Genomic DNA, 26,575 nt, shown 5'->3' on the forward strand with positions numbered 1-26,575 from the left:
GTGGTCACACCCGTTCCCATGCCGAACACGGAAGTTAAGCACTTGAACGCCGAAAGTAGTTGGGGGCTTCCCCCTGTGAGGATAGGACGCTGCCAGGCGATCGTTCCGCAATAGCTCAGCGGTAGAGCAACCGGCTGTTAACCGGTAGGTCGTAGGTTCAAATCCTACTTGCGGAGCCATTTATTACTTCTTCACCACGTACAATGGAGAGCTGTCCGAGTGGCCGAAGGAGCACGATTGGAAATCGTGTAGGCGTCAAAAGCGTCTCAAGGGTTCGAATCCCTTGCTCTCCGCCATCATCACTTTCAATTCATAATGGCCCGTTGGTCAAGCGGTTAAGACACCGCCCTTTCACGGCGGTAACACGGGTTCGAATCCCGTACGGGTCACCATTTATAGCGTCGCGGGGTGGAGCAGTCTGGTAGCTCGTTGGGCTCATAACCCAAAGGTCGTCGGTTCAAATCCGGCCCCCGCAATTACATACGGTCCTGTGGTGTAGCGGTTAACATGCCTGCCTGTCACGCAGGAGATCGCGGGTTCGAATCCCGTCAGGACCGCCATTGTTAAGGCTTTGTAGCTCAGTTGGTAGAGCAAAGGACTGAAAATCCTTGTGTCGGCGGTTCGATTCCGTCCAAAGCCACCATCTTTATTAACAACATGATTTTCCCATTTGTGGGGGGGTAGCGAAGTGGCTAAACGCGGCGGACTGTAAATCCGCTCCCTCGGGTTCGGCGGTTCGAATCCGCCCCCCCCCACCACCATAGGGGCATAGTTTAGCGGTAGAACTACGGTCTCCAAAACCGTCAGCGCGGGTTCGATTCCTGCTGCCCCTGTTTACCATGGCGATTGTGGCGAAGTGGTTAACGCACCGGATTGTGATTCCGGCATTCGTGGGTTCAATTCCCATCAGTCGCCCTCTTATTATTGGGCTGTAGCCAAGTGGTAAGGCACTGGATTTTGATTCCAGCACGCGAAGGTTCGATCCCTTCCAGCCCAGCTTTTCAAGCGGAAGTAGTTCAGTGGTAGAATACGACCTTGCCAAGGTCGGGGTCGCGGGTTCGAATCCCGTCTTCCGCTCCAATGAGTGGCGCCATAGCCAAGTGGTAAGGCAGAGGACTGCAACTCCTTTATCGTCAGTTCGATTCTGACTGGCGCCTCCAACTATTTCTCAATTAAATAGTTTTGCAAGAGATTGTGCCGGTGTGGCGGAACTGGTAGACGCGCACGACTCAAAATCGTGTTCCTTTGGAGTGTCGGTTCGATTCCGACCACCGGTATCTTGCGGGTGTAGTTTAATGGTAAAACCTCAGCCTTCCAAGCTGATGACGAGGGTTCGATTCCCTTCACCCGCTTTATACTTTTTACACAATCTGATGTTTCACCTGATCATGCGGGTGTAGTTTAATGGTAAAACCTCAGCCTTCCAAGCTGATGACGAGGGTTCGATTCCCTTCACCCGCTTACCAAAAAAGAGCAATGTGTCGTTTTCGCTGACACCTTGCTCTTTTTGTTTAGGAACGGGATTTTAACGAGGAAAGGAGTAGATCGTGATGGATGGTATGCAATTGAAATTGGCTTTACAAGAGTACGCAGCAGAAATTGGGATCGATGAATTGAAGGTGACGACGGCTGATCCATTTCTTGTCTTAAAACGTCGCCTGCAAGCGCAACAAGAAAAAGGATTCGCTTCTGGTTTTGAAGAGCCCGATCTCGACCTTCGAACGACACCGTCTCTACTCGTTGAAGATGCCGCTTCAATCATTGCCATTGCGGTCGCGTATCCAAGTACTCTCAAAAATGCACCTCGTGGCAAGGAAGGGGAGCGACGGGGAATCTTTTGTCGATCGTCCTGGGGACTGGATTATCACCAGGCGTTGCGACAACGCTTGACGTTACTTGAAGAAAAAATTCAAGAATTGAGTCCAGGTGCAAGGACACGCTCGATGGTCGATACAGGAGAACTCGTCGATCGTGCAGTAGCAGAACGAGCAGGTATCGGATTCAGTGGGAAAAACTGCTCGATCATCAGTGAGGAGCACGGATCCTATCTCTATCTTGGTGAACTGATTACAGATATCGTCCTACCGCCGGATCAGCCAGTCGAAGAATTATGCGGGACATGCAATAAGTGCATCGACGCTTGTCCGACGGATGCGCTTGTTGAACCTGGCGTCATCGACGCTAAACGGTGCATCTCGTTTTTGACGCAGACGAAAACGTTACTACCAGAACCATTCCGAATGGCGCTTGGGAACCGTCTATACGGTTGTGATACGTGTCAGCAAGTATGTCCGTATAACCGGAAGAAGAATGCGACACATCATGCTGAACTGCAGCCGGATCCAGAACAAGTCAAACCGCTCTTAGTTCCACTCTTATCCATGAGTAATCGTGAGTTCAAGAGCCGGTTCGGTACGTTATCTGGCGCATGGCGTGGAAAGAAGCCGATTCAGCGTAATGCGATTTGTGCGCTCGTCCATTATCGAGACAAGAGTGCGATTGATGCGCTACGATTGATGATAGAAACGGATGCCCGGGAAGACATGCGGGCACTGGCACTCTGGGCGGTTGGTCGAATTGGTGGAATTGAAGAAAAGTCATATATCGAATCACGTCTTTTAGCCGATATTGCAGTGGATGTGCAAACCGAAGGACAACGGTTACTTGAGGAGTGGGGGGAAGCAGATGCCATTTCAACAGCTCACTTATGAGTTTGGTACATTGCTCGTCGCATGGGAAAAAGAGCACATCGTGTATCTCGATTTTGGATTGAATGAAGAGCGTGCTCGAACCCATTTGCAAGAAGAAACCGGCGATGGTGAATTACCGAAAGCTTGGCGCATGGCGTTTGATCGTTACGCAGTCGGCGATCGACAAGCGCTTGATGCACTTCCTTGTCAGTTGCGTGTCACGCCTTTTGCAGAGCAAGTATTGCACGCTTTACGAACCGTTCCGTTTGGTCAGACGATCAGTTACGGTGAACTGGCTCGAATGATTGGGAAACCAAAGGCAGCACGAGCCGTTGGTGGTGTCTTGAACCGGAATCCAATCGCGTTAATTTATCCGTGTCACCGTGTCATCGGGGCGACTGGTAAACTGACGGGTTTTGCAAGTGGGATTGCCCATAAAGAAGCGCTTTTAGCGCATGAGATAGGAGAGAATTAAACCATGGCTATTCATGTCGTTATGTATCAACCGGAGATTCCTCAAAATACAGGAAATATTTCACGCACATGTGCAGCGACGCATTCCGTCCTTCACTTGATCCGACCGCTCGGCTTCTCGACGGACGATAAGCAACTTAAACGTGCGGGTCTCGATTACTGGGAATTCGTCGATGTCCGTTATCATGATTCGTTAGAAGAACTGTGGGAGAAGCATCCGGAAGGTATTTTCTACTATATTACGAAATATGGAGAACAGTACCCGAGCCAGATCGACTTATCGGACGTCGAACAGGATTATTTCTTCGTCTTTGGTCGGGAAACAAAAGGATTGCCGCTTGAAGTCATCGATGCGAACGCAGAGCGTTGTATCCGTCTACCCCAATCGAATCTCGTTCGTTCACTGAACGTCTCGAACACGGCAGCGATCATTGTCTATGAAGCATTACGTCAGCAAGGATACGCAGGTCTTCTATAAAGCAAAAGCTCCATCCTGAATCAGGATGGAGCTTTTATGAATTATTCGTTACCTTCAGGTTTTTTGTTGTAGCCTGCAGTGAAGATTGCTGTCAAAAACGCAAGACTTACGCCGACCATTAAGATAAATGCCATTTTTGTTTCCCCCTTCAGTCTCTTGAACCGATATAATCTATTATAGTATACCTGTAAGTGAAATTGTGTGCTACATATGAATTTTCTATGAATGGAGACTCCACATGCGTACGAACGTTTACCTATTAAGTTATGCTCCGCTGATCAGCATCTTGTTATTTAGTACGTCCCTTGCGATTGCAACGACGGAACTCGCATTACATTGGCTCGATCAAGTTGGTGTGTACGATGAATTGTTACAACTCTTGACGGCACGCGATACGAAGCTTGTCGTTTGGCTCGGCTTTTTGATTGTCTACTTCATGATCTTCAGTTCATTGAAATTATTATCGGATACGATCAATCAGCTCGGTTTCGCCTTTTTCATCAAGGAACAAGAGGGAACGACACTCGGCATGTTACGTCCGGGAAGTATTCTGCTACTTATCGGAGGTTGTGTCAGCTTCGCCTTCATGACGTCCTTCTTGCATGTCGGAATCGTCTTGCTTGTGTCTTTTTTCATCTACTTCATCTTTTACACGGTACAAATCAGTAAAATGACGAGTGCAGCAGGAGCCGTCGGTTTGATTATCTTTTCTTTCTTAGCCTGGGGTGTTCTGCTTGCTGGTCTATCGTGGGTCGGTCTGACTTTATTCAATTCGTTCGGGGAAGCGATTTTATTTCCGAGTTGACTTAAGGACTTAAAATCTTCGCCCACGTCTGGACCTGTAACGTTGCATTTGCCTCAACAGGGAAGGGACGCGGGCGATCTGCCCCTAGCCATATTCCTCCGATATGTTGATTTTTAATACCGACGAACCACATATCCTTGTTATCGTTCGTTGTTCCTGTTTTTCCTCCGATATAGCGCGCAGAGGAATCATATCCTTTGCGTCCCGTTCCATACGTCATGACATTCTTTAAACCAGCCCGTAATTCCCGGTTCGTCTGACTGGACCAAATCCGTTGTTCCTTTTCTTGTGGTCGTTCGACCGTTCCATTCTTAAGCGTAATACTTTTGATCATTGATGCCGGTCGATAGATCCCGTCATTAACGAATACGGAATAAGCGTTCGTCAGCTCATACGGACTGATCCCGTATTGCAACCCACCTAGAGCACTCGTAAAAGCATCATCCTCTCGCGTCCATTGGCTGAACTGAAACGGACGGATGGACTTCAGTCCTTCCCGGAAAGAGACAGCAAATGCGCGAATGGCTGGTGTGTTATAGGAATAGGCAATCGCATCGGCAATCGTTACTTGTCCGAGAATTCGATTTCCGCTATTTGACGGACAGTATCCATCGATACAGACGGGACTACCGTCTAACGTGCTCGACAAGCGGGCTTTCGTCTTCTCAAGGTAAGGACCGTAGACAAGTAACGGTTTGATGGCTGAACCAGGTTGTCGGTATGACTGCACTGCTCGGTTGAACTGACCTGTCAAATTCGATTTGTAGCCGACAAGAGCCGTGACTCCGTGTGTTTGTCCGTCGATGCCAACATAAGCCCCCTCAATCGGGTTGGGTAGATTGCGAAGAGCTTCCTTAGCCCGTCGTTGTTCTGCTGAGTCGAGATATGTCGAGATGACCGCCCCTTGTTGATGTAGATATTCTGCAGCACGCTTCTCACTCCAACCTTTTTTTTGAGCGGTCATCCGAACAGCAGCTTGAACGGTGGCATCGATATAGTCCGGATAAGGGACACTCGGTTTATAGGATCGAGGCGACACACGAGAAATAGTAAAATCTTTCGTCAGTACACGATCGCGTATTAACGCTTGAACGATTCGTTGCTGACGTTTTTTTGTGTTTTCAGGAAAGCGCAGCGGGTCATAAAGAGAAGGATTGTTCGGAATTGCTGTCAGAAAACTGATTTCAGACCAACTCAACTCGCGTGCCGGCTTATTGAAATAGGATTTCGCGGCAAGTTCGATGCCATAAATATTATTCGCAAAATAGGCTTGATTGACATACGCTGTCATCAGTTCTTTTTTCGAATATTTTTGCTCCAAAGACACAGCAATTAACAACTCTTTTATTTTTCTAGTATATGTTTTTTCGTTTGATAGATACGTCATTCTTGCTAGTTGTTGTGTGATCGTACTGCCACCTTGAGATTTAGAATCAGACTGATTTTTTGTAAACGCGCGTAAGATTCCTGTGATGTCATATCCGTCATGTTGATAGAAACGCTGATCTTCGATGGCAACAAACGCTTGCTCGACTTTTTTCGGCAATGTTTGAGGAGTTAGATCATCCCGTCGCAATCCGTCATAGAGCTCGACCCGTTTGTTTTCATAGGTTACGGTGATTGGTTGATAGGAGGTCAGTGGATGTCGCGTCGTCTGTTCATCGGCCCAGAAAAAAAGTGTACGTGCTGTTTTCAACTCATCTTTTATTGAAAATAAGGAAAATAGAAGCATCGTCGCAAGACCAAGTAAGACAAGATATCCTGTAGTAATTCGCATGAGAACTCCTTTCAAAAATCCATTTCATTCCTATTATCGGTCTTTTATGGAGAAATCAATAGATTTTTTTTCGATTTTTGTATTTTAATAAACCTATTTTGCAGGAATGTTATATTAAAAAGAGAAAAGATTGGGTATATAGAAGTATCTGTGGATTTTACAACGCGAATTGTCTGAAAAAAAGAGCATAAATGGAGGGGACGAAATGGCTAAAAAGAATGTCGTTGCGATGTTACTTGCAGGCGGGGAAGGGAAACGTCTGGGAGCTTTAACGAAACATACTGCAAAACCAGCTGTTGCATTTGGAGGAAAGTACCGAATCATTGATTTCCCACTATCAAACTGTACGAACTCAGGAATCGATACAGTTGGTGTATTGACGCAATATGAACCACTTGAATTAAACCGCTATCTCGGAATCGGGAGTGCATGGGACTTAGATCGACGAAACGGTGGTTTGACGATTCTACCTCCTTACCAGGCGCAAAACGGAAAGAACTGGTACGAAGGAACAGCAAATGCCATTTATCGAAACATGAGTTACATCAACCAATTTGACCCTGACTATGTTCTTGTCTTATCAGGCGATCATATTTATAAAATGGATTATGAACAGATGATTGAAGAGCATCGTCTTGGCGGAGCGGATGTGACGATTTCCGTTCGTGAAGTGCCATGGGAAGAAGCACCACGGTTCGGAATTCTCAACACGGATGATGATCTACGGATTAATGAATTCGAAGAAAAGCCACAGAATCCAAAATCGAATCTTGCATCGATGGGAATCTACGTCTTTAACTGGGATGTATTAAAACGCCATTTAATTCAAGATGCTGGTGATGCGGAATCAAGCTTTGACTTCGGTAAGAACATCATTCCGAACATGCTCTTTGAAAACCTCAATATTCGAGCTTATAAATTTAAAGGATACTGGAAAGATGTCGGAACGATTCAATCGCTCTGGGAAGCGAATATGGACTTGTTGACGGCAGAACCAGAGTTTGATTTATATGATCCTTCTTGGAAAGTCTATTCGGTCAACCCGAATCAGCAACCACAATATATCGGGAATGCTGCGACAGTCGAGACATCGATCATCAATGAAGGATGCCATATCGAAGGCGAAATCAATCATTCGGTTCTCTTCCATGGTGTCGACGTAGCAGAAGGATCACTCGTCAAAGACTCGGTCATCTTCCCGAACGTCAAAATCGGACGAGACGTCACGATTCATCGGGCAATCTTAGCAGACGGTGTGATCGTAGAAGATGGTGCAACGATCGGCTCTCCAGACGGAGAAGTTTTCGTCATCGAAGCAGACAGCATCGTCAAGAAGAACGAAGTCATCAAAGAAGCGATTCAATAAGGGGGATATTCGGATGAAGGTCGATTTATTAGGTGTCATCAATTTAAGCGGAGAAGAAGGCTTTTTCAAGGAATTGACGGAACATCGTAACTTAGCGGCAGTTCCATTTGCAGGACGTTATCGGTTGATCGATTTTACATTAACGAACATGGTACAAAACGATATCGCAAACATCGGGGTTTTTACGCTCGAGAAATATCGTGGAATGATGGACCATCTTGGATCGGGTAAAGAGTGGGATCTTGACCGTTCAAACGGTGGACTCTACATCTTCCCGCCTGCATTGTCACAAGATGCGAACGAGTTCCGTGGAGACTTATCGAACTTCCACCTCCACCGTGACTTCTTCCTTCGCAGTAAGGAAAACTATGTCGTCGTTTCTGGTTCAAACATTTTATCTGCGGTAGATTATCGCGATGTGTTACGCGAACATAAAGAATCGAATGCGGACATCACGGTCGTCTATACGAAGCGTGAGCTGCCTTGTAAATACTGCCGTCCGATCCGTTTTGGCGAACAGAATCGCGTGACTGCAATCGGATCACGAGGATTCCAACCGACGGATGAGACGTTCTATATGGAAACGGTCGTTCTATCGAAGAATCTCTTTGTTCGTTTAATCGATGAAGCAATCGCACGTGGTGAGTACGATTTACTTCAAAGCATCATTCGTTCGCAGCTCAATCGCTTGCACGTTCACGGGTATGAGTACCGTGGTACATCACAAGTCATTCATTCGCTTCGTTCGTATTACCGTGAAAGCATGCTGTTACTTGAACAGTGGGGAGCAATCAACGACTTCCAACACGTTTATACGAAAATCAAGCATGAACCGCCGACGCGTTACTTACCGGGTTCTGCCATTAAGAACTCACTCGTCGCAAACGGCTGTAAGTTAGAAGGCACGACGACGGACAGCATCTTGTTCCGTGGTGTCAAAGTCGGAAAACACGCTCGCATCAAGAACTCGATCATCATGCAAAAATCAGTCATTGAAGAAGGCGCGGTCGTCGAGTACGCGATTCTCGATAAAGAAGTCACTGTCAAACGCGGTCAAGTCATCCGCGGAACGGTAGAAGAACCAATCGTCATCAAAAAACAAACAATCGTTTAAAGGAGATGTCATTCATGAAGGTATGGTTTGCTGCCACGGAAGCGACACCCTTCATCAAGACAGGGGGGCTAGCTGACGTCGTCGGCTCGCTCCCCTTAGCGCTTGCTGAGGAAGGGGCAGACGTTTCAGTCGTCTTACCCAATTATGGTCAAATCAAGGAACAATACAAATCAGAGATGGAGTTCTTGTTCGACTTCATCGTGCCAGTCGGTTGGCGCCAGCAATTTGGCGCCGTCCTTCGTTTGAAACAAGATGGTGTGACGTTCTATTTCATCGATAATGAGTATTACTTCAAACGGGATGGCGTCATTTATGGACATTACGATGATGCGGAACGGTTTGCGTATTTCTCACGTGCTGTCCTTGAGATGATTCAACGTTTGGATCGAAAGGAAGTACCGGACGTCATCCATTGTCACGATTGGCAAACAGGTGTGATTCCAGCGTTCTTACGCATCCATTATCAACACCTCGAGCGCTATCAAGACATTAAAACGGTCTTTACGATTCACAATCTACAATACCAAGGTGTCTTCCCAGAGGAAGTGCTTGGTGACTTACTTGGCTTGAGTCATGAACATTTCACAGCGGATGGGATCGCTCATAACGGACTCGTCAATTACATGAAGGCAGGACTCGTCCACTCCAATCAAATCACGACAGTCAGCCCATCGTACCGTGATGAGATCATGGATCCTTATTACGGTGAGACGCTTGAGCCAGTCTTACAACATCGTGCTGTTGACGTGCGTGGCATCTTGAACGGGATCGACTATCGTCAATTTGATCCTGCGCATGATACGCATCTCGTTGAGACGTATTCCGTTGATACCGTCACGGAAGGAAAAGCAAAAAACAAGGCGGCTTTACAAGAGGAACTAGGTCTCCCAATCAATCCGGACGTACCATTGTTCGGTTTCGTATCTCGTCTTGTCGACCAAAAGGGAATCGATTTACTCGCGCATATCTTACCAGACTTGTTCGAACTCGATGCGCAGTTCATCATTCTCGGATCGGGTGAAGCGGAATATGAAGGGTTGTTCCATCATGCGACATCGATTCGTCCAGACAAAATCGCTTCTTATATCGGATTTGACGTTGGTCTCGCACAACGGATCTATGCAGGAAGTGATGCCTTCTTGATGCCATCGCGTTTTGAACCGTGTGGTCTCAGTCAGTTGATTTCGATGAAGTATGGCTGTTTACCGGTCGTTCGGGAAACAGGTGGGCTCCGTGATACGGTCAAACCGTTCAATCAGTTCACATTAGAAGGAAATGGATTCTCGTTCGCGAATTATAATGCACATGAGTTTTTAGAAGCGATTAAACGTACGATTGAGGTGTATCATGATCGACCAGTCTTTGATCATTTGATTGAGACAGCGATGAATGAGGACTTCAGTTGGTTGCGTTCAGCCGACGAATACTTGGCGTTATATCGTTTGATTGCACCGTCCGCCACTTGATCGTATCACTGGGAAAAGGGGTTACGTCATGTTCAAAGATAAAGAGAAGTTCAAGGAGAGGTTTACGGAACGATTCGTTTCGATGCATGGCAAGGCAATAACGGAAGCAACAGAAAACGATATTTATCAGACACTTGCCCATCTGGTACGCGAGACGGTCACGACCGATTGGTTACGGACGAAGGAAACATATATCCATAAAAAAAGTAAGCAAGTCTATTACTTCTCACTCGAGTTTTTACTCGGACGTTTCCTGCATAACAATCTATTGAGTCTTGATGTCTTAAAGGATGTCGAGCGGGGACTTGAAGAACTCGGATATCAGCTCAGTGATTTGACGGAAGAAGAGCCGGAACCTGGACTTGGGAACGGGGGTCTCGGACGTCTCGCGGCGTGTTTCCTTGATTCCCTTGCTGCGCTCGGTCTTCCTGGACACGGGAACGGAATCCGGTATCAGTATGGTCTCTTCAAGCAAAAAATCATCGATGGTTATCAAGTCGAATTACCGGATAACTGGCTGAAGAACGGGAACATGTGGGAAATCAGACGTTCCGATAAAGCGGTCGATGTTCCATTCGGTGGACATGTCTGGCTTGAAGAAGTCGGTGATGGGTATCGCGTCCATCATGAACCGGCTGAAATCGTTCGTGCTGTTCCGTACGACATGCCGATCGTCGGTTATCAAAACAAGGTCGTCAATAACCTGCGACTCTGGAGTGCTGAGTCTCCACTTGATGATGATGAATTACTTAGCCAATACCGTGGGAACTATAAAGATTTACTGGCACATAAACAATCGATTCAGACGATTTCCGAGTTCTTGTATCCGGATGATACGACCTATGAAGGAAAAGAGTTGCGTCTGAAGCAACAATACTTCTTCGTTTCTGCTGGATTACGGAGTATCTTGACGTCCTTTAAAAAACGAAATCATTCACTGAAGCAACTCGGAAATCATATCGCCATCCATATCAACGATACGCATCCGGTCGTCGCGATTCCGGAGTTAATGCGGATCCTTATCGATGAAGAAGGATTTGGATGGGAAGAAGCATGGCGCATCACAAAGAGTGTCATGTCGTTTACGAACCACACGTTACTGTCAGAAGCACTCGAGCGCTGGCCGATCGATTTGTTCCGTCGCTTGTTACCGCGCATCTACCTCATCATCGAGGAAATCAACCGACGCTTCTGTAAGGATGTGCTTGCGAACTATCCACACATGGAAGCGCATATGCGAGATATCGCCATCATCGCGGATGACCGGATCAACATGGCGAATCTGGCTGTTGTCGGAACGCATTCGACGAATGGTGTCGCTCAGATTCATACTGAGATTCTGAAGCAGCGTGAGATGCGCCTATTTTATGAGATGTTTCCGCTTCGCTTTAATAATAAGACGAACGGAATTACACATCGTCGCTGGTTCCTCTCATCAAACCCAGCACTGGCAAATCGTGTGACGGAAGCAATCGGGGATAGTTGGATTCAGCATCCATCTGATTTGCAAAAGTTGACGAAATGGGCAGAGGATTCAGCATTACAGAAGGACATCGCCGAGATCAAACTTCAGCGCAAAGAAGAATTAGCGTTGCTCATTGAAAAAGAAACCGGTATCGTCGTGGACCCAACCTCGATTTTTGATGTTCAAGTCAAGCGATTGCATGCGTACAAACGTCAACTCTTGAATGCGTTACACATTCATTCGCTCTACTATCGTCTGAAGGAGGACCGTTCCTTCACGATGACACCACGGACATTCATCTTTGGTGCAAAGGCGGCGCCAGGCTATCATTATGCAAAAGAAGTCATTCGTTATATCAATGCGTTAGCTCGCTTGATCAATCAGGATCCAGACGTCAGTCCATACTTGAAAGTCGTCTTCCTAGAAAACTATCGTGTATCGCTTGCTGAGAAGATTTTCCCGGCAAGTGACGTCAGTGAACAGATTTCGACTGCAAGTTATGAAGCCTCTGGAACCGGCAACATGAAGTTCATGATGAATGGTGCACTGACAATCGGAACGCTCGACGGAGCGAACATCGAAATTCGAGACGAGGTCGGGGATGCGAACATCTTCATCTTCGGCTTAACACCACAAGAAGTCATGAATTATAAACAATACGGCGGTTACAGTGCATACGATCAATACAATGCCCAACCCGAGTTACGACGGATTATTGATAGTCTCGTTGATGGAACCTTATTTGCTCCAGGTGAATTCCAAGCGATTTACGATTCATTATTGACGTATAATGATGAGTATCTGATCCTGAAAGACTTCATGTCGTATCAACAAGCGCAGGAACGAATTGATCGGATGTATCAGCAACCAGAAGAATGGTATAAACGCGTCATTCTTAATATTGCGCGGTCAGGTGTGTTCTCAAGTGATCGAACGATTAAAGAGTATGCGAATGCGATCTGGAACATCAAACCGATTCAACTCTGAACAAAAAGACACTGACAGATGTTTCTGTCAGTGTCTGATGCTTACGAACGGGAGACATCTTCACCACGGCTGACCCAATCACTATAAGAGCCGGCATAAAGCCGGACATCAGTTTTCCCGAGTGAATGGAGAGCGATGACATTGACACACGCTGTCACACCACTTCCACAATAAAGGATAGGGGCTGTGACCGGTAGGATGTCGGCGTACAATTCTTTCAAATCTTCCGCGTCCCGTAGGCGACCATCTGGTGAGAGTGCTTGTTCGAAGAAACAATTCACGGCACCTGGAATGTGGCCGGCGACGTGATCGAGTGGTTCGATTTCTCCACGGTATCGATCGGGCGCACGGGAATCGATGACCATCGTTTCTGTCAGCTGATCTTTCAGCTCTTCGAACGAGACGAGCATCTCATCTTGAAAACGAGGCGCGTAATGAGAAGGTTCATAAGTAGGAACGTCGTCCGTGACCGGAAGATCGAACGCTAGGTAAGAGGAGAATCCGCCCTCAAGGACGACGACACGCTCATGTCCGATCCATTTAAATAACCACCACGCACGAGCTGCATAAGGAAAACCATCGTCATACAAGACGACGAAGTCTTCTGGTGTCACACCATGCTGTTCCAGTGTGTGTTGCCACGCTTCTTTTGAAGGAAGCGGATGCCGACCGCCGACCTCATCGACGGGACCGGAAAGGTCAGTTGTTAAATCCAGGTGCTGTGCACCTTCGACGTGTTGTTCCAAGAAAGCATTTCGTCCATATTCAGGTTGTTGCAAGTCATATCGGCAGTCAAACCAGCGAATCTGATCCGTTCGGACGAGCTGTTGAAGATCTGCCATTTGAATCGTAGGAAACATGCCTCATCACCTTACCCTTTCTAGTGTTAATCATATGAAAGGTATCGCATCATCGCAAGTCTTACCCTCATTTAAAAAAGGAGTCGATTTACCATGTCATGGAAAGAAACCTATCAAAAATGGGATCAGTTCGCTGATTTAGACAGTACATTAAAAGAAGAATTAGTCATGCTAGCAACGGATGAAAAAGCAGCCGAAGAAGCATTCTATAAAGAACTCGAGTTTGGAACAGGTGGTATGCGTGGGGAAATCGGTGTCGGGACGAACCGGATGAACGTATATACGGTCCGAAAAGCATCACAAGGGTTCGCGGCATTCATTAAGGCGTCGGGGGAAGAAGCGGCAGCAAAAGGAATCGTCATCGCACACGATTCACGCCATTTCTCACCAGAATTTGCGCTAGAGGCGGCACGTACGCTCGCAAGCAACGGCATCAAAGCGTATCTGTTCGACGGTCTACGTCCGACACCGGAACTTTCGTTTGCGGTTCGGTCTTTACAAGCGGCGGGCGGGATCGTCATCACGGCGAGTCACAACCCACCAGAGTACAATGGTTATAAAGTATACGGGGATGACGGTGGACAACTTCCACCAAAAGAGGCGGATGAACTCGTTTCGTACGTCAGCCAAATCGAAGATGAGCTATCGATTGAACTGGAGCAAGAAGAAGTCCTTCGTGCGAACGGATTGATCGTCCGTGTCGGAGAAGAGCTCGACGAGGCGTATCAAAACAAATTACAAACGATTCGTGTCTTACCTTCGATTCAATCGGAATTAGCGGATCCACTTAAAATCGTCTTCACACCACTTCACGGAACAGGTCTTGTGCCGGTAACAGAAGGCTTGAAACGGTATGGATTCGAACATGTGACAGTCGTTAAGGAGCAAGCGGAACCAGACGGTGCGTTCCCGACCGTGACGTCGCCGAACCCGGAAGAACATGCTGCCTTTAAACTGGCGATCGAATATGGTGACCGGACAGATGCCGACATCTTGATTGCGACGGATCCCGATGCTGACCGTGTCGGAGTCGCAACACGTGATGCCGACGGAGAATGGACAGTCCTGACAGGGAATCAGACGGGAGCGTTATTGCTCGACTACATCCTTTCACAAAAAGCGGCGCAAGGAACACTGCCAGCGAACGGATTCGTCGCGAAGACGATCGTTACGTCGGAACTCGGCGCGTTGATTGCGCGTCATTATGATCTCCATGTCGAGAACACATTGACAGGCTTTAAGTTCATCGGGGAAAAAATCAAACAATACAATGCATCGGGTCAATATGAGTATCTCTTCGGATACGAGGAGAGCTATGGATACCTCATCGGTGACTTCTGCCGAGACAAGGATGCCGTCCAAGCGTGCTTATTAGCTGCTGAGATGGCTGCGTACCATAAGAAAGAAGGACGGACGCTCTATGAGGCATTACAGGCGATTTACGAGCAGTTCGGGTACTTCGAAGAGTCACTCCGCTCTCTAACGCTCAAAGGGAAGGATGGCGTGGCACAGATCGGGCGTATCATGGATACGTTCCGTGAAAATCCGCCAAAACAAGTGGCTGGAGAACAGGTCGTCTTATTCGAGGACTATGATGCGAGCATCGCCCACGATTTGAAGACGCATCAACCTTCACCAATTAACTTGCCAAAATCCAACGTACTGAAGTTTACGCTCAGCGATGGATCGTGGTTCTGCCTTCGTCCATCGGGTACGGAACCAAAAATCAAATTCTACTTCAGCGTCACGTCACCAGATGCTGTTGAGACGACACGGAAACGTCAGCAGATCGAAGATGAAGTCATGCAAGAAGTCGAACAAATTCAATAAGTCCCATGCAGGATCACGTCATCGACGGGGTCCTGTTTTTTATCTCAAAGCATCAAAAAGTGAAATTCGTGCAACCGGTACCATTTTGGGGTACAGTAAACAAGATAGAGTTTATACGATAGGGGAGTGGAAGATAGATGGAACGGATTCAACTAACAGAAGATTTATCATTCTCACGCATCATTCACGGCTTATGGCGATTGAATGAATGGGAGATGACGAAAGAAGAGCGGCTTGAATTGATCGAAGCATGTCTTGCTTTAGGAATTACGACGTTTGATCACGCAGATATCTATGGCGATTACACGAATGAACGCTTATTCGGAGAAGCGCTTGCTTTAAAACCGGAGTTACGTGACCGAATGGAGATCGTTACGAAGACGGGCATCAAGATGAAAGGGAATCATTTCTCGGATCAGTCGTTGTCATTCTACGATACGACGAAAGAGCATATCATCAAACAAGTCAACCGTTCTCTTCAAGAACTCGGTGTCGAGTACGTGGATACGTTGTTGATTCACCGTCCAGATCCGTTGATGGACCCGAACGAGATTGCTGAAGCGTTCGTAGAGTTGAAGGACGCAGGAAAGGTACGGACATTCGGTCTCTCGAACCATACACCTGCGCAACAAAGTCTCATTCAGTCGCGCTTACCATTCATGCTCGTGACGAACCAACTCGAGTTGTCGGTTTCGGAACTGAAACATTTCGAGGACGGATCCGTTGATCTCTGTCATGAAAATGAGATGCCGTTGATGGCATGGAGTCCGCTTGCGGGCGGTCGTCTCTTCAAGGACGAGCAATATGCACCGTTACGCGAAAAATTAGCGGAAATCGCAGAGACGATCGGGGCAGAAGAAATCGACGAAGTCGCATATGCATGGTTGCTCAAACATCCAGCACGTATCATGCCAATCGTTGGTTCTGGTAAGATTGAACGCATTGAATCTGCGGTTCGTTCGACGAAATTATCGTTGACACGCGAACAGTGGTTTGAGATTTTGAAGGCATCACGTGGTCGTGACGTCGATTAATTGATTTTGAGATAGAAGCGGATCAATGCGTAAAATGTCCGTTAGCGAAATAAAGTGAGAGGATCGTTTCCGATATATCATCCGGAAGCGATCCTTTCTTTCGCTTACGTATAGAACATATGTCAAAAAGTAAACAAAAAAAGCCCCATCTCAAGGGGGAGGAGAGATGGGGGATCTATGAGGTTAAGCTTCTAAGCGAAGCATCTCCTGACGATATTTATCTAAACGATCTTTACTTGCTGACATGGCAGCTTGGTCATTGGCTTGAATCGCATCGAAGAGCGTACTGAGCTCATAATCGATTTCGAGACGTAGCACTGGAATTCGCTGCTCTGCATCTTGTCTACGGAAAGCTTCAATTACTTGTTTCATCTCGGCCACGCTCCTTTGTAAGTTGTCAGATAATTCTGATTTTTATTAGTATACTTGATTATTCCCGGATTGCCTAGTGCTAAACCTAAAAAAATCTAAAAAAACACACTTGAAATCCTGACGGTTCCAAGTGTGGAAAATTCATTCTGGAATGCTGAATCGTGCCTCTAAGCGATGTTGAACACTTTGAATGAGCGTTGACATGATCCAGTAAATCGCAGCTGAGAATAGCAGCAACGGCATGACGAGATACGTCGTTGCTGAAATCTGGTCAGAGACATACGTCAATTCTTCGACAGCAACAATCGTACCGAGTGATGTCGATTTGATGATATCGATGACAGAGTTCGAAAGCGGTGGAATCGCCCGAGATAGTGCTTGCGGCAAAATGACATCCTTGAATGTCTTACGGCGCGGAATACCGAGCGAATCAGCGGCTTCCCATTGTCCACGATCGACAGAGGAGATAGCAGCGCGGAACGATTCTGAGATATACGCAGAAAAGTGAAGCGATAAGCCGAAAGCGAGAGCTTGGAATCCAGTCAATTGAAGGACAACGAGACCATTGTATAAAATCAGGATTTGTAACAGCAATGGTGTTCCTCGGAAGAAGGAGACGTATAAACGTGCAAAACCGCTAAAGACGGCAAGACGGCTATCACGCATGACGGCAAGAATCAACCCGAGAATAAGCGCAAAGACGATGGCGAGACCACTTGCTAGAAGGGTCGTACCAATCGCCTTTGCGTAGACGTCCGAGTTATCCCGGACGATCGTCAGTAATTCACTCACTTACTGATATCCTCGTTGAAATACTTCTCACCGATTTTTGCAAGAGTGCCGTCTTCTTGCATCTCAGCGAGTGCTTTATTAAAGTCTTCTGTATACTTGCTGTTTTTCGCCATCATGAAGCCTGATTCGTTCTTATCGAACGTCTCACCGACCGCTTTGACTTTGTAGCCTGCTTTTTTCAGCTCCGTCAAGACGAAGAGACGATCGTTCATAGCAGCATCAACACGACCTGCTTCAAGATCTTTTAAGACTTGGTTCGCACCTTTGTAGTACTTCACTTTCGCGCCAGCTTCTTCAGCCGTTTTGGCATAAAGTGAACCTTGTGTCGAACCGACTGTCTTTCCTTTTAAGTCGTCGAGTGTTTTGATGTCGTTCGTTTTATTGTTGACGATGATCGTTGAACCAGAGACCGTATACGCATCAGAGAAAGCGTATTTTTCTTGGCGCTCAGGCGTGATTCCCATTTGGTTCGCGATGACATCGATTCGTTTTGAATCGAGTGCTGGGATGAGTCCTTTGAAGTCCATCGCTTTGTAATCGACTTTATAGCCGGCACGTTTTGCGACTTCGTTCATGACGTCTACGTCATAACCTGTCAATTTTCCTTTTTCCTTATACGTGAAAGGTGGGTACGTTGCTTCTGTACCGACTGTAATGACTTTTGACTCTTTATCAGAACCTGCGTTGTCGTTCGAAGCGCCGCATGCTGCAAGCACCCCCGCTGTCGATAATGCTGCTACAGCTAATTTCAAACCGTGTTTCATAGCGCTCTCTCCTTTATAAATGAATGATTTCAATTCCTAGTTTTCGAATAGGATTAATTTTAAGCTACAAGCAGTATCATACAAAGTTACAGGAACGTCTGTCAATAAAAAAGACTGCCCTTAAAAGGACAGTCTGAAACATCGTAACTGATCGATGATGCGATTAACGGATCGTTGCTTCTGTTGAAGCATCGAAGAAGTGTGCTTTCGTCATATCGAAGAAAAGATCAAGCTGCGATCCCATCTCGACGTGTGAACGAGAATCAACACGTGCCGTGAACGCTTGTTGTCCGACTTTTGAGTAGAGGTAAGACTCTGCACCCATCAATTCGGAGACTTCGATATGTGCTGGGAAGCGGTGTGCTGTTTTCGTGTCTTGGTAGATCAATTCCGCATGGATGTCCTCTGGACGAATTCCGAGGACGAGATCCTTGTTCGTGTAACCGCGATCGCGGAGAACTTTCATTTTTCCTTCTGGTACTTCGAACTTCTCTTCTGTTCCTGAAACGTGGAAGAGACCGTCTTCCGCTAATTTACCTGTCAAGAAGTTCATCGATGGTGAACCGATGAATCCAGCGACGAACATGTTATCTGGGTGATCATAGACTTCTTTCGGCGTACCGACTTGTTGAATGATACCCGCTTTCATGATGACGATTCGTGTCGCAAGCGTCATCGCTTCCGTCTGATCGTGCGTAACGTAAATCGTCGTCGTCTCAAGACGTTTGTGTAGCTGAATGATTTCCTTACGCATTTGTACCCGCAATTTAGCATCTAAGTTCGAGAGCGGCTCATCCATCAAGAAGACTTTAGCATCACGAACGATGGCGCGACCAATCGCTACCCGTTGACGCTGACCACCAGAGAGTGCTTTTGGCTTCCGCTCGAGGTACTCTTCAAGACCAAGGATACGAGCTGCGTTATCGACGCGTTGCTTGATTTCATCTTTTGGGAACTTCCGAAGCTTTAATCCGAACGCCATGTTATCGAAGACGTTCATGTGTGGATACAACGCGTAGTTTTGGAAGACCATCGCGATATCGCGATCTTTTGGCGCTACATCGTTCATGCGTTTGCCATCGATGATGAAATCCCCACCTGAGATTTCTTCGAGCCCAGCAATCATCCGGAGCGTCGTTGATTTACCGCAACCTGATGGTCCGACGAAGACGATGAATTCTTTATCTTTAATGTGAAGGTTGAAGTCATCAACCGCTTTTGCATCACCTGAGTAGATTTTATCGATATGTTCAAGACGAATTTCAGCCATGTGTAGTTCCCCCTAATAAAAATGATGAAATAATAACGCTTACAAGATTTAGTATAAAAGAAGTCAGGGAGTCTGCCTATGGACAACCTGACTAAATGCAAACGTTTTCAATTAGGCATCATGCTACAAGAAGTAAGGTATAGAGGAAAGTAGCACCTTCAAATGAGCGAACATCGATTCCAGTCTGCTCCGTCAACCGGTCGAGTCGATACTGGAGGCTATTTCGATGTAAGAATAGATGTTTTGCTGTCAGAGAGACGTTCAAATTAGCTCGACAAAAAGCAAGAATCGTCTCACGAGACTCTGGCTCGAGGGAACGGATGAACTGATCGACGAGTGTCGCGCGATGCCGGTCATCTAGACTTGCAAGACGGATCATGGCAGGCAAGAAACGTTCGATTTGCATCGAAGGAACGAAAGCAAGCGCTGCTTGTTCAAGTTGGAACTGGACGGCGATATCACCTGCAGCACGTTGTTGACCAAGCAATACCTTACCGTCGAGTACAAAATCAGATTGTAATGCTAAAAATAAATCGGATAGTTCGGACTCGATGACAAACTCTTCGCGTTCAACGACCGTGAAGCGGTGTGTGCTAAAAGGAATAAGGATGCTCGTCTGCGAAAAGAAAGAGGAGAGCAATTGTTGAATTTCTTCACTTGTCCGTTCATCGGTTGGATTGAACAAAAAATGGACAAGTCGGAACGACTGATCTTCGAGGGCATGAGCAGATTGGATACGCTCTCGCCATAAATCGATATCAGACCGCGACGTCGTAATGATGCGTTCAGCGAATACATCAAGCAGTTGTTGTTCGCGGTCAGAGATGGCGGTCGCCTTGATTCCAAAACAGAGTCCATCTTCAAGGCGATATACGCTATACTGTTCCTGGCAATAAACATTCGGATCGGTCGTAAGCTGGTCATTGAATACAGTCATCAGTTGTCGTAACACACGGCATCACTCCTAAATCGTACATAACTATCTCGACTTTACCATAAGTCGAAAATCGGAAGGAATGATAACTTATGTCAGATACGTTTTTACTCGTATTGAAACTTGTCGGAATCATCGTCATTGGGGCCCTGATTGGCGCAGTCACGAATCATCTAGCGATTCGGATGTTATTTCGACCACTTGAACCGAAATACATCGGAAAATTTCGCGTACCCTTTACGCCGGGTCTGATTCCTAAACGGCGGGATGAACTGGCAGCGAATCTCGGACGGACGGTCGTCAAGCATCTCTTGACGCCAGAAGGGATCGGGAAACGTCTCGCATCACCAGCTGTTCGTGGAGCCGTCACACGGCTCGTCGAACGAGAAGTCATGAAATGGACACGCTCGGAAGAGACGACGGAAGCGTGGATTAGTCGATTCATCGATGAACCCAAACAACGGATCCAAGGGAAAATCAGTTATCACTTGGAGCAGGAGTTTTCACTCCTCATGGGTAAATGGCGTGAAAAATCCGTACGCGAGTTGATCGGGGAAGCCGGAGAACAAAAAATCGAGGAGGTCATGCCACGACTCGTCACATCCGTATTGCACCAAGCAGAGGAATATTTTGATGGACCAGAAGGACGTCTACAACTCGAGGAAACGGTTGCTCGTTTCATCCAACAGCGTCTCGGAGGTGGGATGTTCGGGATGTTGCTCGCGAACGTCAACGTCGTTGATATGATTCAGCCGGAGCTGAAACGGGTACTTCAATCAGAGTCGACGTCTCAGTTCATCCTTGCCTTATTACGTCAGGAATGGCAAAAGGGACTGGATCGTCCACTGTCGTCTTATATGACAGAAGAGACAGAGTCACGGATTCGACAGACTGTCAAAGAACAAGTCTTGGCGCGTTTACCGATTGAATCGATGCTTGCTACACCATTACGCGTCTGGTTGAATCCACTCGAAGCACAATTACTCGAGCAACATGTCCCTGTCGTCATCGATCATCTATTCGAACGGACGACGAATCAAATCGGGCAAATCTTGCAGACGCTTGATCTCGAAACGATTGTTCGAGAAGAGGTCGGTTTGCTGGATACTGCGTATCTCGAGGAAATCGTCTTATCGATTTCCAAACGGGAATTCCGGGCTATCACTTGGCTTGGAGGGTTGTTAGGTGGTTTAATTGGATTGATACAGGCGGGGCTTTATCTCGTCTAAACAAATTGGAGGTTTTACTCATGGCAGAAACAAATTTATATGATCACGCGTACACACTGGAGCGTGCATTACGTGAAACTTCGGAGTACACGACATTAAAAGACTTGTACACGCAAGTTAACGCGGATCCGGAATCAAACGAATTGTTCGCATCGTTCCGTAACATCCAACTTGAATTACAACAAAAACAGATGCAAGGTGAAGAAATCACACCAGACGATATGGCGTCTGCTCAAACAAAGATGCTCGAAGTACAAAACAACCCATTAATCAGTCAGCTGATGCAAGAAGAGCAACGGATGCACACGATGTTGACAGAAGTCACACAAATCATCATGAAGCCGTTAGAAGAACTCTACGCGCCAATGATGGAGCAACAAGACGACGTTCAATAAGTCATCAAAAAGGAAGACGCGCCATTATGGCCGTCTTCCTTTTTTGTATGGCTCAAGATGAAGCAGGAACGATTCGTGGCAAGTAAGCGCGCTCGAAATGAATCAAACGACCTGAACGTGTGACGCGAGCGGCATGATGAGCGTAGCCACTCTCATTGAGACGCCGAATCCCTTCTTCTCGTGCCTGTCCATCTGTGTCTGCTTCAAAAACGTCATCGAGTAACGTTTCACCACGATCTGAAAAGACTGTAATCGTATACTGCATACTTGTTCCTCCCTTGTCTGATCGGTCTTGTATTTAGTATAGTGAATCACCATTCATTTTACAAGCGTAAGTCCAAGTCTTGCCACGTCAACTGTCGCGCAGCGGGAGGAGTAGTCAGGTGACTGACTGTCATACCAATCAAGCGGATCGGTCCGTCGAAGGTGATGCCATTGAAAAGTTTCGTTGTTTCCTCAAGTAATCGTTCTTCGTCCGCCGTCTCTTCTGAAAATGTATGCCGTTTCGAACGTGACTGGAATGTATCGGTCTTCCACTTGATTGTGATTGTTCGGCAGACGAGTTCTTTTTTTTGAAGACTCGCAATGACGGATTTTGATTCTCGAATCAACGTCTCGAATATCGTATCGATATCCTCCGTATCTTCTTCGAAGGTCGTCTCAGAACCGATTGATTTTCGCTCGCGTTCCGGACGAACGGGACGTTCATCGATGCCATGCGCCATTGCATGCAGTTCCGTTCCGCGATCGCGTCCGAGCAATGCTCGTAATTGTTCGACCGGCATTGCTTGGACATCTGCGACGGTTTCAATTCCTTGTTTTCGTAACGCTTGTTCCGTGACTTTTCCGACGCCATGTAAATCTCCAATTTTTAATGGAGACAAGAAACTGAGGACGTCCTCTGGAGGAACGACCGTCAACCCGTTCGGTTTCTCGTATCCGGAAGCGACCTTCGCGACGAGCTTAGAGTTCGAAACACCAGCAGAGGCTGTCAGACCTGTCCGTTCTTTAATTTGCTGAAGAACATATTGCGCGATATAGGTCGCACTTTTTTGATCAAAATAATTTTCCGTGACGTCGAGGTACGCTTCATCAAGCGAGAGAGGCTCGACGAGCGGTGTCACTTCTCGGAAAAGCGCCATAATTTGCGCACTGACAGCCCGGTAGACGTCAAAGCGGGGACGAATGAAGACCGCACGAGGGCAGAGCTGAAAGGCGCGTCGTGACGGCATCGCGCTATGAATCCCGTATTTCCGTGCTTCATAGGAACAGGTCGCTACGACACCGCGTGCATGAGGTGGTCCACCGACGACGACAGGAACACCTTTTAATCGAGGACGATCGCGTTGCTCGACGGAAGCGTAAAAGGCGTCCATGTCAATATGAATGATTTTTCGTTCCATCGGACAAGCGTCTCCTTTCAGTAGATATGATACAATTAGTATAACGAACTTATGTTCTGATATCTATTTTTTTGGTCGACTGTTCTTTGGCATCCGAACAAGAGCGCCTAACCATCCGCGCCAGCGCATCCAGTAGAAGATGCCACCGGTCGAGAGAAAGATCAGTCCTAGGGATAGGGCGTAACCGTATTTCCATTCTAATTCCGGCATGATTTTAAAGTTCATCCCCCAAATCGCACCGAGGGCCATCGTTGGTGTCGCGACGGCAGTAAAGATCGTTAATGCCTTCATGATTTCGTTTCCACGGAAGTTCGAGACGGTCGTCGATAAGTCGAGCAGGACCTCAATGTCTTTTTGATAATGTTCAATGAGCATCAACAGACGACGGACACGTTTCGTAGCTAGTTTCAACGAGAGATTCTCGAGATACGCGTCCTCGTCAAGAAATGATTCTTCGCCAGCCATGACGAGCTCTTGAAACGGAACGATCAAATCGGACCAGTTCTCGATCGTGTCGCGTAACGCGAAGATACTATCGAGCGAATCTTCATTTATACTGCCGCGCAGTTCATCTTGTCTTGAGAATAGTTCCGTCTCAAACTGATCGATACCGGCAAAATACGTGTTCAGCTGTAAAGCAAGAATCGTATAAAAAGCCGCAAAGGGATGCGCGGGAGAATAGGGAGCGACCAGGGACACGATCGAATCCGACAATCCAATCGTGATGAGTTTTTCTTTCGTTACGTAAAAGCAAATCGAGCGGCGGTCACTTTTGTCGACAGGATTTTGCCAGGTGACGACAGCACCATAGAGAACCCCTTTTTCCGAGCGGGTGAAGTTCATGTCTTTCGATCGCAGCTGTGTGACCCAGTCCATTTCGGATTGGTCGACGGCAGCCGTCGGAAAGGTTTGTTCATAGTCAGCTAAATCGAGATAGCGGGACCAATTAAATTGAGGTTCCAGTTCCATGTTCATGACTCCCATATAGTAGAATGAAATAGTATATGCCTTAAGTGTAGTCAATGGAATATAAAAAAGACACCTATTTTACAGATAAAGGACGTGTTTCAAGTATGAAAGGAATCGGTAAATTAGCAGTTGGAGAAACGCTCGATCAACGAGCGATGATCAAGCAAGCAGTCAAAGGAATTGCAGCAAATGGGAAACCATACTTGACGCTCATCTTGACGGATAAGACAGGCGAAATCGAGACGAAGATGTGGGATACGAGTGATCTTGAAAAATATGCGCCGAAATCAATCGTCCATGCTGCTGGAGAAGTCATGGACTATCGGGGACGGACACAACTCAAGCTCAAACAAATCACGGTCCTAGAGGAGACGAATGTCGAGGACTACGTCCAATCCGCACCGATTCCGCGAGAGCAGATCGAGACGGAAGTACTCGCGTTCGTAGAATCGATTCAGAACAGTGATATGAAAAAGCTCGTTAAACATTTGATTACTTCGCGATTCGACGCTTACTTCACGCATCCGGCAGCGGTCAAGAACCATCATGCTTTTTACTCGGGGCTGTCATACCATGTTCTTTCGATGTTGCGCTTAGCGGATCAAATCGCTCAACTCTATCCGACCTTAAACCGTGACGTGCTAATCAGTGGCATCATTCTACACGATTATGCGAAAATCAAGGAGTTATCCGATCCGGTTGCACCGGAATATACGTTGCCTGGTAAACTCGTCGGTCATATTACGATGATGGTAGCGGAACTTGAAAAAGTCGGAGCAGAATTACAGATTGACGCAGAAGTACTGACGGTCTTGCAACATCTCGTCTTAAGTCATCACGGACGACCAGAATGGGGTTCTGCCGTCGCACCACAGATGCGCGAAGCAGAAGTCTTGTTCTTGATCGATAACCTTGATGCACGGATGACGATGATGGATCGCCTTTTGGAATATGTCGAGCCAGGACAGTTCTCGGAACGATCATTTGCACTAGATAATCGTGCTTTTTACCGTCCGAAGCTATAAGGGGGAAGAAAGATGAAGACGAAGTTGTTTGATACAGTTCAACTCGGAACGTTGACATTCCGAAATCGGGTCATTATGGCGCCGATGTGTATGTATAGTGCAAAAGAAGATGGACTCGTTACGGATTGGCATGTCACGCACTATGCAACCCGTGCGATGGGTGGTGTCGGTGGCGTCATCTTAGAAGCGAGTGCCGTTACGCCAGACGGTCGCATTTCAGCCGGTGACCTTGGAATTTGGTCAGATGCGCATATCGAAGGCTTACAACGGATCGCAGAGCAAGTCAAAGCAGCGGGTGCAAAAGCAGGCATTCAACTGGCCCATGCCGGGCGCAAAAGCACGACGGCAGAACCACCTGTTGCACCGAGCGCTTTACCGTTTGATGACACATACGGTCAGCCGCGAGCATTAACGCTTGAGGAAATCGCAACGATCAAACAACAGTTCATCGATGCAGCACTGCGTGCGGAACGAGCAGGGTATGATTTCATTGAAATTCATGGGGCTCATGGTTACTTATTGAACACGTTCCTCTCTCCGTTATCAAACGTTCGTGAGGACCAATACGGTGGATCGATTGAAAATCGGATGCGCTTGTTGCTAGAGATCGTTGATGGCATTCAAGCCGTTTCCAAGCTCTCGATCTGGGTCCGGATTTCAGCAGCGGATCACGCAACAGGGGGAATGACAGCGACGGATTATATTCCACTCGCAAAAGAACTAGCTACACGTCACATCGATCTACTCGACTGTAGTTCAGGTGCTGTCGTCGCTAATGCCGTACCGGAAGTGTATCCGGGCTATCAAGTGAGTTATGCGGAAGAGTTGAAACGAGAGACGGGTATTGCAACAGGCGCGGTTGGATTGATCACGACAGCTGCTCATGCAGAAGAAATCGTCCGTAACGGTCGAGCAGATATTGTTCTGCTCGCACGGGAACTACTTCGCCAACCGTACTGGGTCTATCATGCGGCAGCCGAACTAGGAGACACGGTCGCCTTGCCGAAACAATACGAACGAGCACCGATTCGGACGGTTCGTTAATCATCGCTCATATGAAAAACGACACGAAAAAA

Annotated in this window: 24 protein-coding genes, 15 tRNA genes and 1 rRNA gene; 30 read left to right on the forward strand and 10 right to left on the reverse strand. The window is 47.1% G+C overall.

Features of this window, described 5'->3' with window-relative positions:
- The 20 genes from rrf to KNQ14_RS09645 form a co-directional block, all read left to right on the forward strand.
- Positions 1-98, forward strand: a 5S ribosomal RNA gene (gene rrf / locus KNQ14_RS09550); the annotation flags it as partial.
- A 6-nt stretch (positions 99-104) separates the two neighbouring features.
- Positions 105-179 (forward strand) — tRNA-Asn (locus KNQ14_RS09555).
- 26 nt (positions 180-205) lie between these two features.
- A tRNA-Ser gene (locus tag KNQ14_RS09560) sits at positions 206-296 on the forward strand.
- 21 nt (positions 297-317) lie between these two features.
- Positions 318-392 (forward strand) — tRNA-Glu (locus KNQ14_RS09565).
- A gap of 10 nt (positions 393-402) precedes the next feature.
- A tRNA-Met gene (locus KNQ14_RS09570) sits at positions 403-476 on the forward strand.
- An 8-nt stretch (positions 477-484) separates the two neighbouring features.
- Positions 485-560 (forward strand) — tRNA-Asp (locus tag KNQ14_RS09575).
- A gap of 7 nt (positions 561-567) precedes the next feature.
- Positions 568-643, forward strand: a tRNA-Phe gene (locus tag KNQ14_RS09580).
- A gap of 31 nt (positions 644-674) precedes the next feature.
- Positions 675-758: transfer RNA gene (locus KNQ14_RS09585), tRNA-Tyr, on the forward strand.
- Positions 759-762: 4 nt separating this feature from the next.
- Positions 763-833 (forward strand) — tRNA-Trp (locus KNQ14_RS09590).
- Between the two features lie 9 nt (positions 834-842).
- Positions 843-915 (forward strand) — tRNA-His (locus KNQ14_RS09595).
- Between the two features lie 10 nt (positions 916-925).
- Positions 926-997 (forward strand) — tRNA-Gln (locus tag KNQ14_RS09600).
- A gap of 8 nt (positions 998-1,005) precedes the next feature.
- Positions 1,006-1,080: transfer RNA gene (locus tag KNQ14_RS09605), tRNA-Gly, on the forward strand.
- Between the two features lie 6 nt (positions 1,081-1,086).
- Positions 1,087-1,160: transfer RNA gene (locus KNQ14_RS09610), tRNA-Cys, on the forward strand.
- A 36-nt stretch (positions 1,161-1,196) separates the two neighbouring features.
- Positions 1,197-1,277: transfer RNA gene (locus tag KNQ14_RS09615), tRNA-Leu, on the forward strand.
- A gap of 4 nt (positions 1,278-1,281) precedes the next feature.
- Positions 1,282-1,352: transfer RNA gene (locus tag KNQ14_RS09620), tRNA-Gly, on the forward strand.
- Positions 1,353-1,390: 38 nt separating this feature from the next.
- Positions 1,391-1,461 (forward strand) — tRNA-Gly (locus KNQ14_RS09625).
- A gap of 89 nt (positions 1,462-1,550) precedes the next feature.
- Positions 1,551-2,711 (forward strand): tRNA epoxyqueuosine(34) reductase QueG, encoded by a 1,161-nt coding sequence (gene queG / locus KNQ14_RS09630; protein ID WP_214860879.1) that lies wholly within the window; start codon positions 1,551-1,553, stop codon positions 2,709-2,711.
- A complete protein-coding gene (locus tag KNQ14_RS16895; RefSeq protein ID WP_214860881.1) occupies positions 2,686-3,165 on the forward strand; it encodes a methylated-DNA--[protein]-cysteine S-methyltransferase in 480 nt (159 codons plus the stop codon). Before queG ends, KNQ14_RS16895 begins: the two co-directional genes overlap by 26 nt.
- A 3-nt stretch (positions 3,166-3,168) precedes the next feature.
- Positions 3,169-3,642, forward strand: a complete 474-nt coding sequence (gene trmL, locus KNQ14_RS09640; protein ID WP_023467320.1) for a tRNA (uridine(34)/cytosine(34)/5-carboxymethylaminomethyluridine(34)-2'-O)-methyltransferase TrmL — start codon at positions 3,169-3,171, stop codon at positions 3,640-3,642.
- A 238-nt stretch (positions 3,643-3,880) separates the two neighbouring features.
- A complete protein-coding gene (locus tag KNQ14_RS09645) occupies positions 3,881-4,447 on the forward strand; it encodes a DUF5366 family protein (protein WP_029340917.1) in 567 nt (188 codons plus the stop codon).
- A gap of 1 nt (position 4,448) precedes the next feature.
- Here the strand turns inward: KNQ14_RS09645 and KNQ14_RS09650 are convergent, their stop codons facing one another.
- Complete coding sequence (locus KNQ14_RS09650) at positions 4,449-6,224, reverse strand: transglycosylase domain-containing protein (RefSeq protein WP_214860883.1); 1,776 nt, start codon at positions 6,222-6,224, stop codon at positions 4,449-4,451.
- A 205-nt stretch (positions 6,225-6,429) separates the two neighbouring features.
- Here KNQ14_RS09650 and KNQ14_RS09655 point away from each other — a divergent pair, with 205 nt between their 5' ends.
- From KNQ14_RS09655 to KNQ14_RS09670, 4 genes are read left to right on the forward strand one after another with little or no spacing between them, the layout of a single operon-like run.
- The gene (locus KNQ14_RS09655) at positions 6,430-7,590 is read left to right on the forward strand and encodes a glucose-1-phosphate adenylyltransferase (protein ID WP_058265030.1); all 1,161 of its coding nucleotides are present in this window, start codon (positions 6,430-6,432) and stop codon (positions 7,588-7,590) included.
- A gap of 13 nt (positions 7,591-7,603) precedes the next feature.
- Positions 7,604-8,704 carry a glucose-1-phosphate adenylyltransferase subunit GlgD gene (gene glgD, locus KNQ14_RS09660; RefSeq protein WP_214860885.1) on the forward strand — a complete coding sequence of 367 codons (1,101 nt, stop codon included), beginning with the start codon at positions 7,604-7,606 and terminating at the stop codon, positions 8,702-8,704.
- A gap of 14 nt (positions 8,705-8,718) precedes the next feature.
- The gene (gene glgA, locus KNQ14_RS09665) at positions 8,719-10,170 is read left to right on the forward strand and encodes a glycogen synthase GlgA (protein WP_214860886.1); all 1,452 of its coding nucleotides are present in this window, start codon (positions 8,719-8,721) and stop codon (positions 10,168-10,170) included.
- Between the two features lie 28 nt (positions 10,171-10,198).
- On the forward strand, positions 10,199-12,622 hold the full coding sequence (locus KNQ14_RS09670; RefSeq protein ID WP_214860888.1) for a glycogen/starch/alpha-glucan phosphorylase: 2,424 nt from the start codon (positions 10,199-10,201) through the stop codon (positions 12,620-12,622).
- A gap of 41 nt (positions 12,623-12,663) precedes the next feature.
- On the opposite strand, the gene KNQ14_RS09675 is transcribed toward KNQ14_RS09670, so the two are convergent.
- Positions 12,664-13,482 carry a sulfurtransferase gene (locus tag KNQ14_RS09675; RefSeq protein WP_214860891.1) on the reverse strand — a complete coding sequence of 273 codons (819 nt, stop codon included), beginning with the start codon at positions 13,480-13,482 and terminating at the stop codon, positions 12,664-12,666.
- Positions 13,483-13,575: 93 nt separating this feature from the next.
- Here KNQ14_RS09675 and KNQ14_RS09680 point away from each other — a divergent pair, with 93 nt between their 5' ends.
- Complete coding sequence (locus KNQ14_RS09680) at positions 13,576-15,312, forward strand: phospho-sugar mutase (RefSeq protein WP_214860893.1); 1,737 nt, start codon at positions 13,576-13,578, stop codon at positions 15,310-15,312.
- A gap of 137 nt (positions 15,313-15,449) precedes the next feature.
- Positions 15,450-16,346, forward strand: a complete 897-nt coding sequence (locus KNQ14_RS09685; RefSeq protein ID WP_058265034.1) for an aldo/keto reductase — start codon at positions 15,450-15,452, stop codon at positions 16,344-16,346.
- A 183-nt stretch (positions 16,347-16,529) separates the two neighbouring features.
- On the opposite strand, the gene KNQ14_RS09690 is transcribed toward KNQ14_RS09685, so the two are convergent.
- From KNQ14_RS09690 to KNQ14_RS09710, 5 genes are all read right to left on the reverse strand, one after another.
- On the reverse strand, positions 16,530-16,718 hold the full coding sequence (locus KNQ14_RS09690; protein ID WP_023467331.1) for a hypothetical protein: 189 nt from the start codon (positions 16,716-16,718) through the stop codon (positions 16,530-16,532).
- 141 nt (positions 16,719-16,859) lie between these two features.
- Positions 16,860-17,510 carry an amino acid ABC transporter permease gene (locus KNQ14_RS09695; RefSeq protein WP_023467332.1) on the reverse strand — a complete coding sequence of 217 codons (651 nt, stop codon included), beginning with the start codon at positions 17,508-17,510 and terminating at the stop codon, positions 16,860-16,862.
- Complete coding sequence (locus KNQ14_RS09700; protein WP_047396216.1) at positions 17,507-18,274, reverse strand: transporter substrate-binding domain-containing protein; 768 nt, start codon at positions 18,272-18,274, stop codon at positions 17,507-17,509. Before KNQ14_RS09700 ends, KNQ14_RS09695 begins: the two co-directional genes overlap by 4 nt.
- A 163-nt stretch (positions 18,275-18,437) precedes the next feature.
- Positions 18,438-19,544 carry an ABC transporter ATP-binding protein gene (locus KNQ14_RS09705; RefSeq protein ID WP_035409428.1) on the reverse strand — a complete coding sequence of 369 codons (1,107 nt, stop codon included), beginning with the start codon at positions 19,542-19,544 and terminating at the stop codon, positions 18,438-18,440.
- Between the two features lie 118 nt (positions 19,545-19,662).
- Entirely contained in the window at positions 19,663-20,496 is an 834-nt protein-coding gene (locus KNQ14_RS09710; protein ID WP_214860894.1) for a PucR family transcriptional regulator, read from the reverse strand.
- Positions 20,497-20,570: 74 nt separating this feature from the next.
- On the opposite strand from KNQ14_RS09710, the gene KNQ14_RS09715 reads away from it, so the two are divergent.
- Both KNQ14_RS09715 and KNQ14_RS09720 read left to right on the forward strand, forming a co-directional pair.
- Positions 20,571-21,707, forward strand: a complete 1,137-nt coding sequence (locus KNQ14_RS09715; RefSeq protein WP_214860895.1) for a DUF445 family protein — start codon at positions 20,571-20,573, stop codon at positions 21,705-21,707.
- Positions 21,708-21,727: 20 nt separating this feature from the next.
- On the forward strand, positions 21,728-22,102 hold the full coding sequence (locus tag KNQ14_RS09720) for a YlbF/YmcA family competence regulator (protein WP_023467337.1): 375 nt from the start codon (positions 21,728-21,730) through the stop codon (positions 22,100-22,102).
- A 52-nt stretch (positions 22,103-22,154) separates the two neighbouring features.
- Here KNQ14_RS09720 and KNQ14_RS09725 read toward each other — a convergent pair whose 3' ends face one another.
- The 3 genes from KNQ14_RS09725 to KNQ14_RS09735 all read right to left on the reverse strand — a co-directional run bounded on the left by KNQ14_RS09725 (position 22,155) and on the right by KNQ14_RS09735 (position 24,474).
- Positions 22,155-22,367: a YhzD family protein gene (locus tag KNQ14_RS09725; protein WP_058703678.1), complete on the reverse strand. Its 213-nt coding sequence runs from the start codon at positions 22,365-22,367 to the stop codon at positions 22,155-22,157.
- Positions 22,368-22,425: 58 nt separating this feature from the next.
- Positions 22,426-23,505 carry a DNA polymerase IV gene (dinB, locus tag KNQ14_RS09730; RefSeq protein WP_029340930.1) on the reverse strand — a complete coding sequence of 360 codons (1,080 nt, stop codon included), beginning with the start codon at positions 23,503-23,505 and terminating at the stop codon, positions 22,426-22,428.
- A gap of 63 nt (positions 23,506-23,568) precedes the next feature.
- Positions 23,569-24,474, reverse strand: a complete 906-nt coding sequence (locus KNQ14_RS09735; RefSeq protein ID WP_214860896.1) for a magnesium transporter CorA family protein — start codon at positions 24,472-24,474, stop codon at positions 23,569-23,571.
- Positions 24,475-24,578: 104 nt separating this feature from the next.
- On the opposite strand from KNQ14_RS09735, the gene KNQ14_RS09740 reads away from it, so the two are divergent.
- Positions 24,579-25,499 (forward strand): HD domain-containing protein, encoded by a 921-nt coding sequence (locus KNQ14_RS09740; RefSeq protein WP_029340932.1) that lies wholly within the window; start codon positions 24,579-24,581, stop codon positions 25,497-25,499.
- 12 nt (positions 25,500-25,511) lie between these two features.
- On the forward strand, positions 25,512-26,543 hold the full coding sequence (gene namA, locus KNQ14_RS09745) for an NADPH dehydrogenase NamA (RefSeq protein WP_214860897.1): 1,032 nt from the start codon (positions 25,512-25,514) through the stop codon (positions 26,541-26,543).
- The last annotated feature ends 32 nt before the right edge of the window (positions 26,544-26,575 follow it).

The organism is Exiguobacterium sp. s161, from assembly GCF_018619045.1.
In the GTDB taxonomy this organism is placed as follows: domain Bacteria; phylum Bacillota; class Bacilli; order Exiguobacteriales; family Exiguobacteriaceae; genus Exiguobacterium_A; species Exiguobacterium_A indicum.

Coding starts and splice junctions, on each gene's coding strand:
- queG (WP_214860879.1), top strand. CDS start 1,551: ATGGATGGTATGCAATTGAAATTGGCTTTACAAGAGTACGCAGCAGAA.
- KNQ14_RS16895 (WP_214860881.1), top strand. CDS start 2,686: ATGCCATTTCAACAGCTCACTTATGAGTTTGGTACATTGCTCGTCGCA.
- trmL (WP_023467320.1), top strand. CDS start 3,169: ATGGCTATTCATGTCGTTATGTATCAACCGGAGATTCCTCAAAATACA.
- KNQ14_RS09645 (WP_029340917.1), top strand. CDS start 3,881: ATGCGTACGAACGTTTACCTATTAAGTTATGCTCCGCTGATCAGCATC.
- KNQ14_RS09650 (WP_214860883.1), bottom strand. CDS start 6,224: ATGCGAATTACTACAGGATATCTTGTCTTACTTGGTCTTGCGACGATG.
- KNQ14_RS09655 (WP_058265030.1), top strand. CDS start 6,430: ATGGCTAAAAAGAATGTCGTTGCGATGTTACTTGCAGGCGGGGAAGGG.
- glgD (WP_214860885.1), top strand. CDS start 7,604: ATGAAGGTCGATTTATTAGGTGTCATCAATTTAAGCGGAGAAGAAGGC.
- glgA (WP_214860886.1), top strand. CDS start 8,719: ATGAAGGTATGGTTTGCTGCCACGGAAGCGACACCCTTCATCAAGACA.
- KNQ14_RS09670 (WP_214860888.1), top strand. CDS start 10,199: ATGTTCAAAGATAAAGAGAAGTTCAAGGAGAGGTTTACGGAACGATTC.
- KNQ14_RS09675 (WP_214860891.1), bottom strand. CDS start 13,482: ATGTTTCCTACGATTCAAATGGCAGATCTTCAACAGCTCGTCCGAACG.
- KNQ14_RS09680 (WP_214860893.1), top strand. CDS start 13,576: ATGTCATGGAAAGAAACCTATCAAAAATGGGATCAGTTCGCTGATTTA.
- KNQ14_RS09685 (WP_058265034.1), top strand. CDS start 15,450: ATGGAACGGATTCAACTAACAGAAGATTTATCATTCTCACGCATCATT.
- KNQ14_RS09690 (WP_023467331.1), bottom strand. CDS start 16,718: ATGAAACAAGTAATTGAAGCTTTCCGTAGACAAGATGCAGAGCAGCGA.
- KNQ14_RS09700 (WP_047396216.1), bottom strand. CDS start 18,274: ATGAAACACGGTTTGAAATTAGCTGTAGCAGCATTATCGACAGCGGGG.
- KNQ14_RS09705 (WP_035409428.1), bottom strand. CDS start 19,544: ATGGCTGAAATTCGTCTTGAACATATCGATAAAATCTACTCAGGTGAT.
- KNQ14_RS09715 (WP_214860895.1), top strand. CDS start 20,571: ATGTCAGATACGTTTTTACTCGTATTGAAACTTGTCGGAATCATCGTC.
- KNQ14_RS09720 (WP_023467337.1), top strand. CDS start 21,728: ATGGCAGAAACAAATTTATATGATCACGCGTACACACTGGAGCGTGCA.
- KNQ14_RS09725 (WP_058703678.1), bottom strand. CDS start 22,367: ATGCAGTATACGATTACAGTCTTTTCAGATCGTGGTGAAACGTTACTC.
- dinB (WP_029340930.1), bottom strand. CDS start 23,505: ATGGAACGAAAAATCATTCATATTGACATGGACGCCTTTTACGCTTCC.
- KNQ14_RS09735 (WP_214860896.1), bottom strand. CDS start 24,474: ATGGAACTGGAACCTCAATTTAATTGGTCCCGCTATCTCGATTTAGCT.
- KNQ14_RS09740 (WP_029340932.1), top strand. CDS start 24,579: ATGAAAGGAATCGGTAAATTAGCAGTTGGAGAAACGCTCGATCAACGA.
- namA (WP_214860897.1), top strand. CDS start 25,512: ATGAAGACGAAGTTGTTTGATACAGTTCAACTCGGAACGTTGACATTC.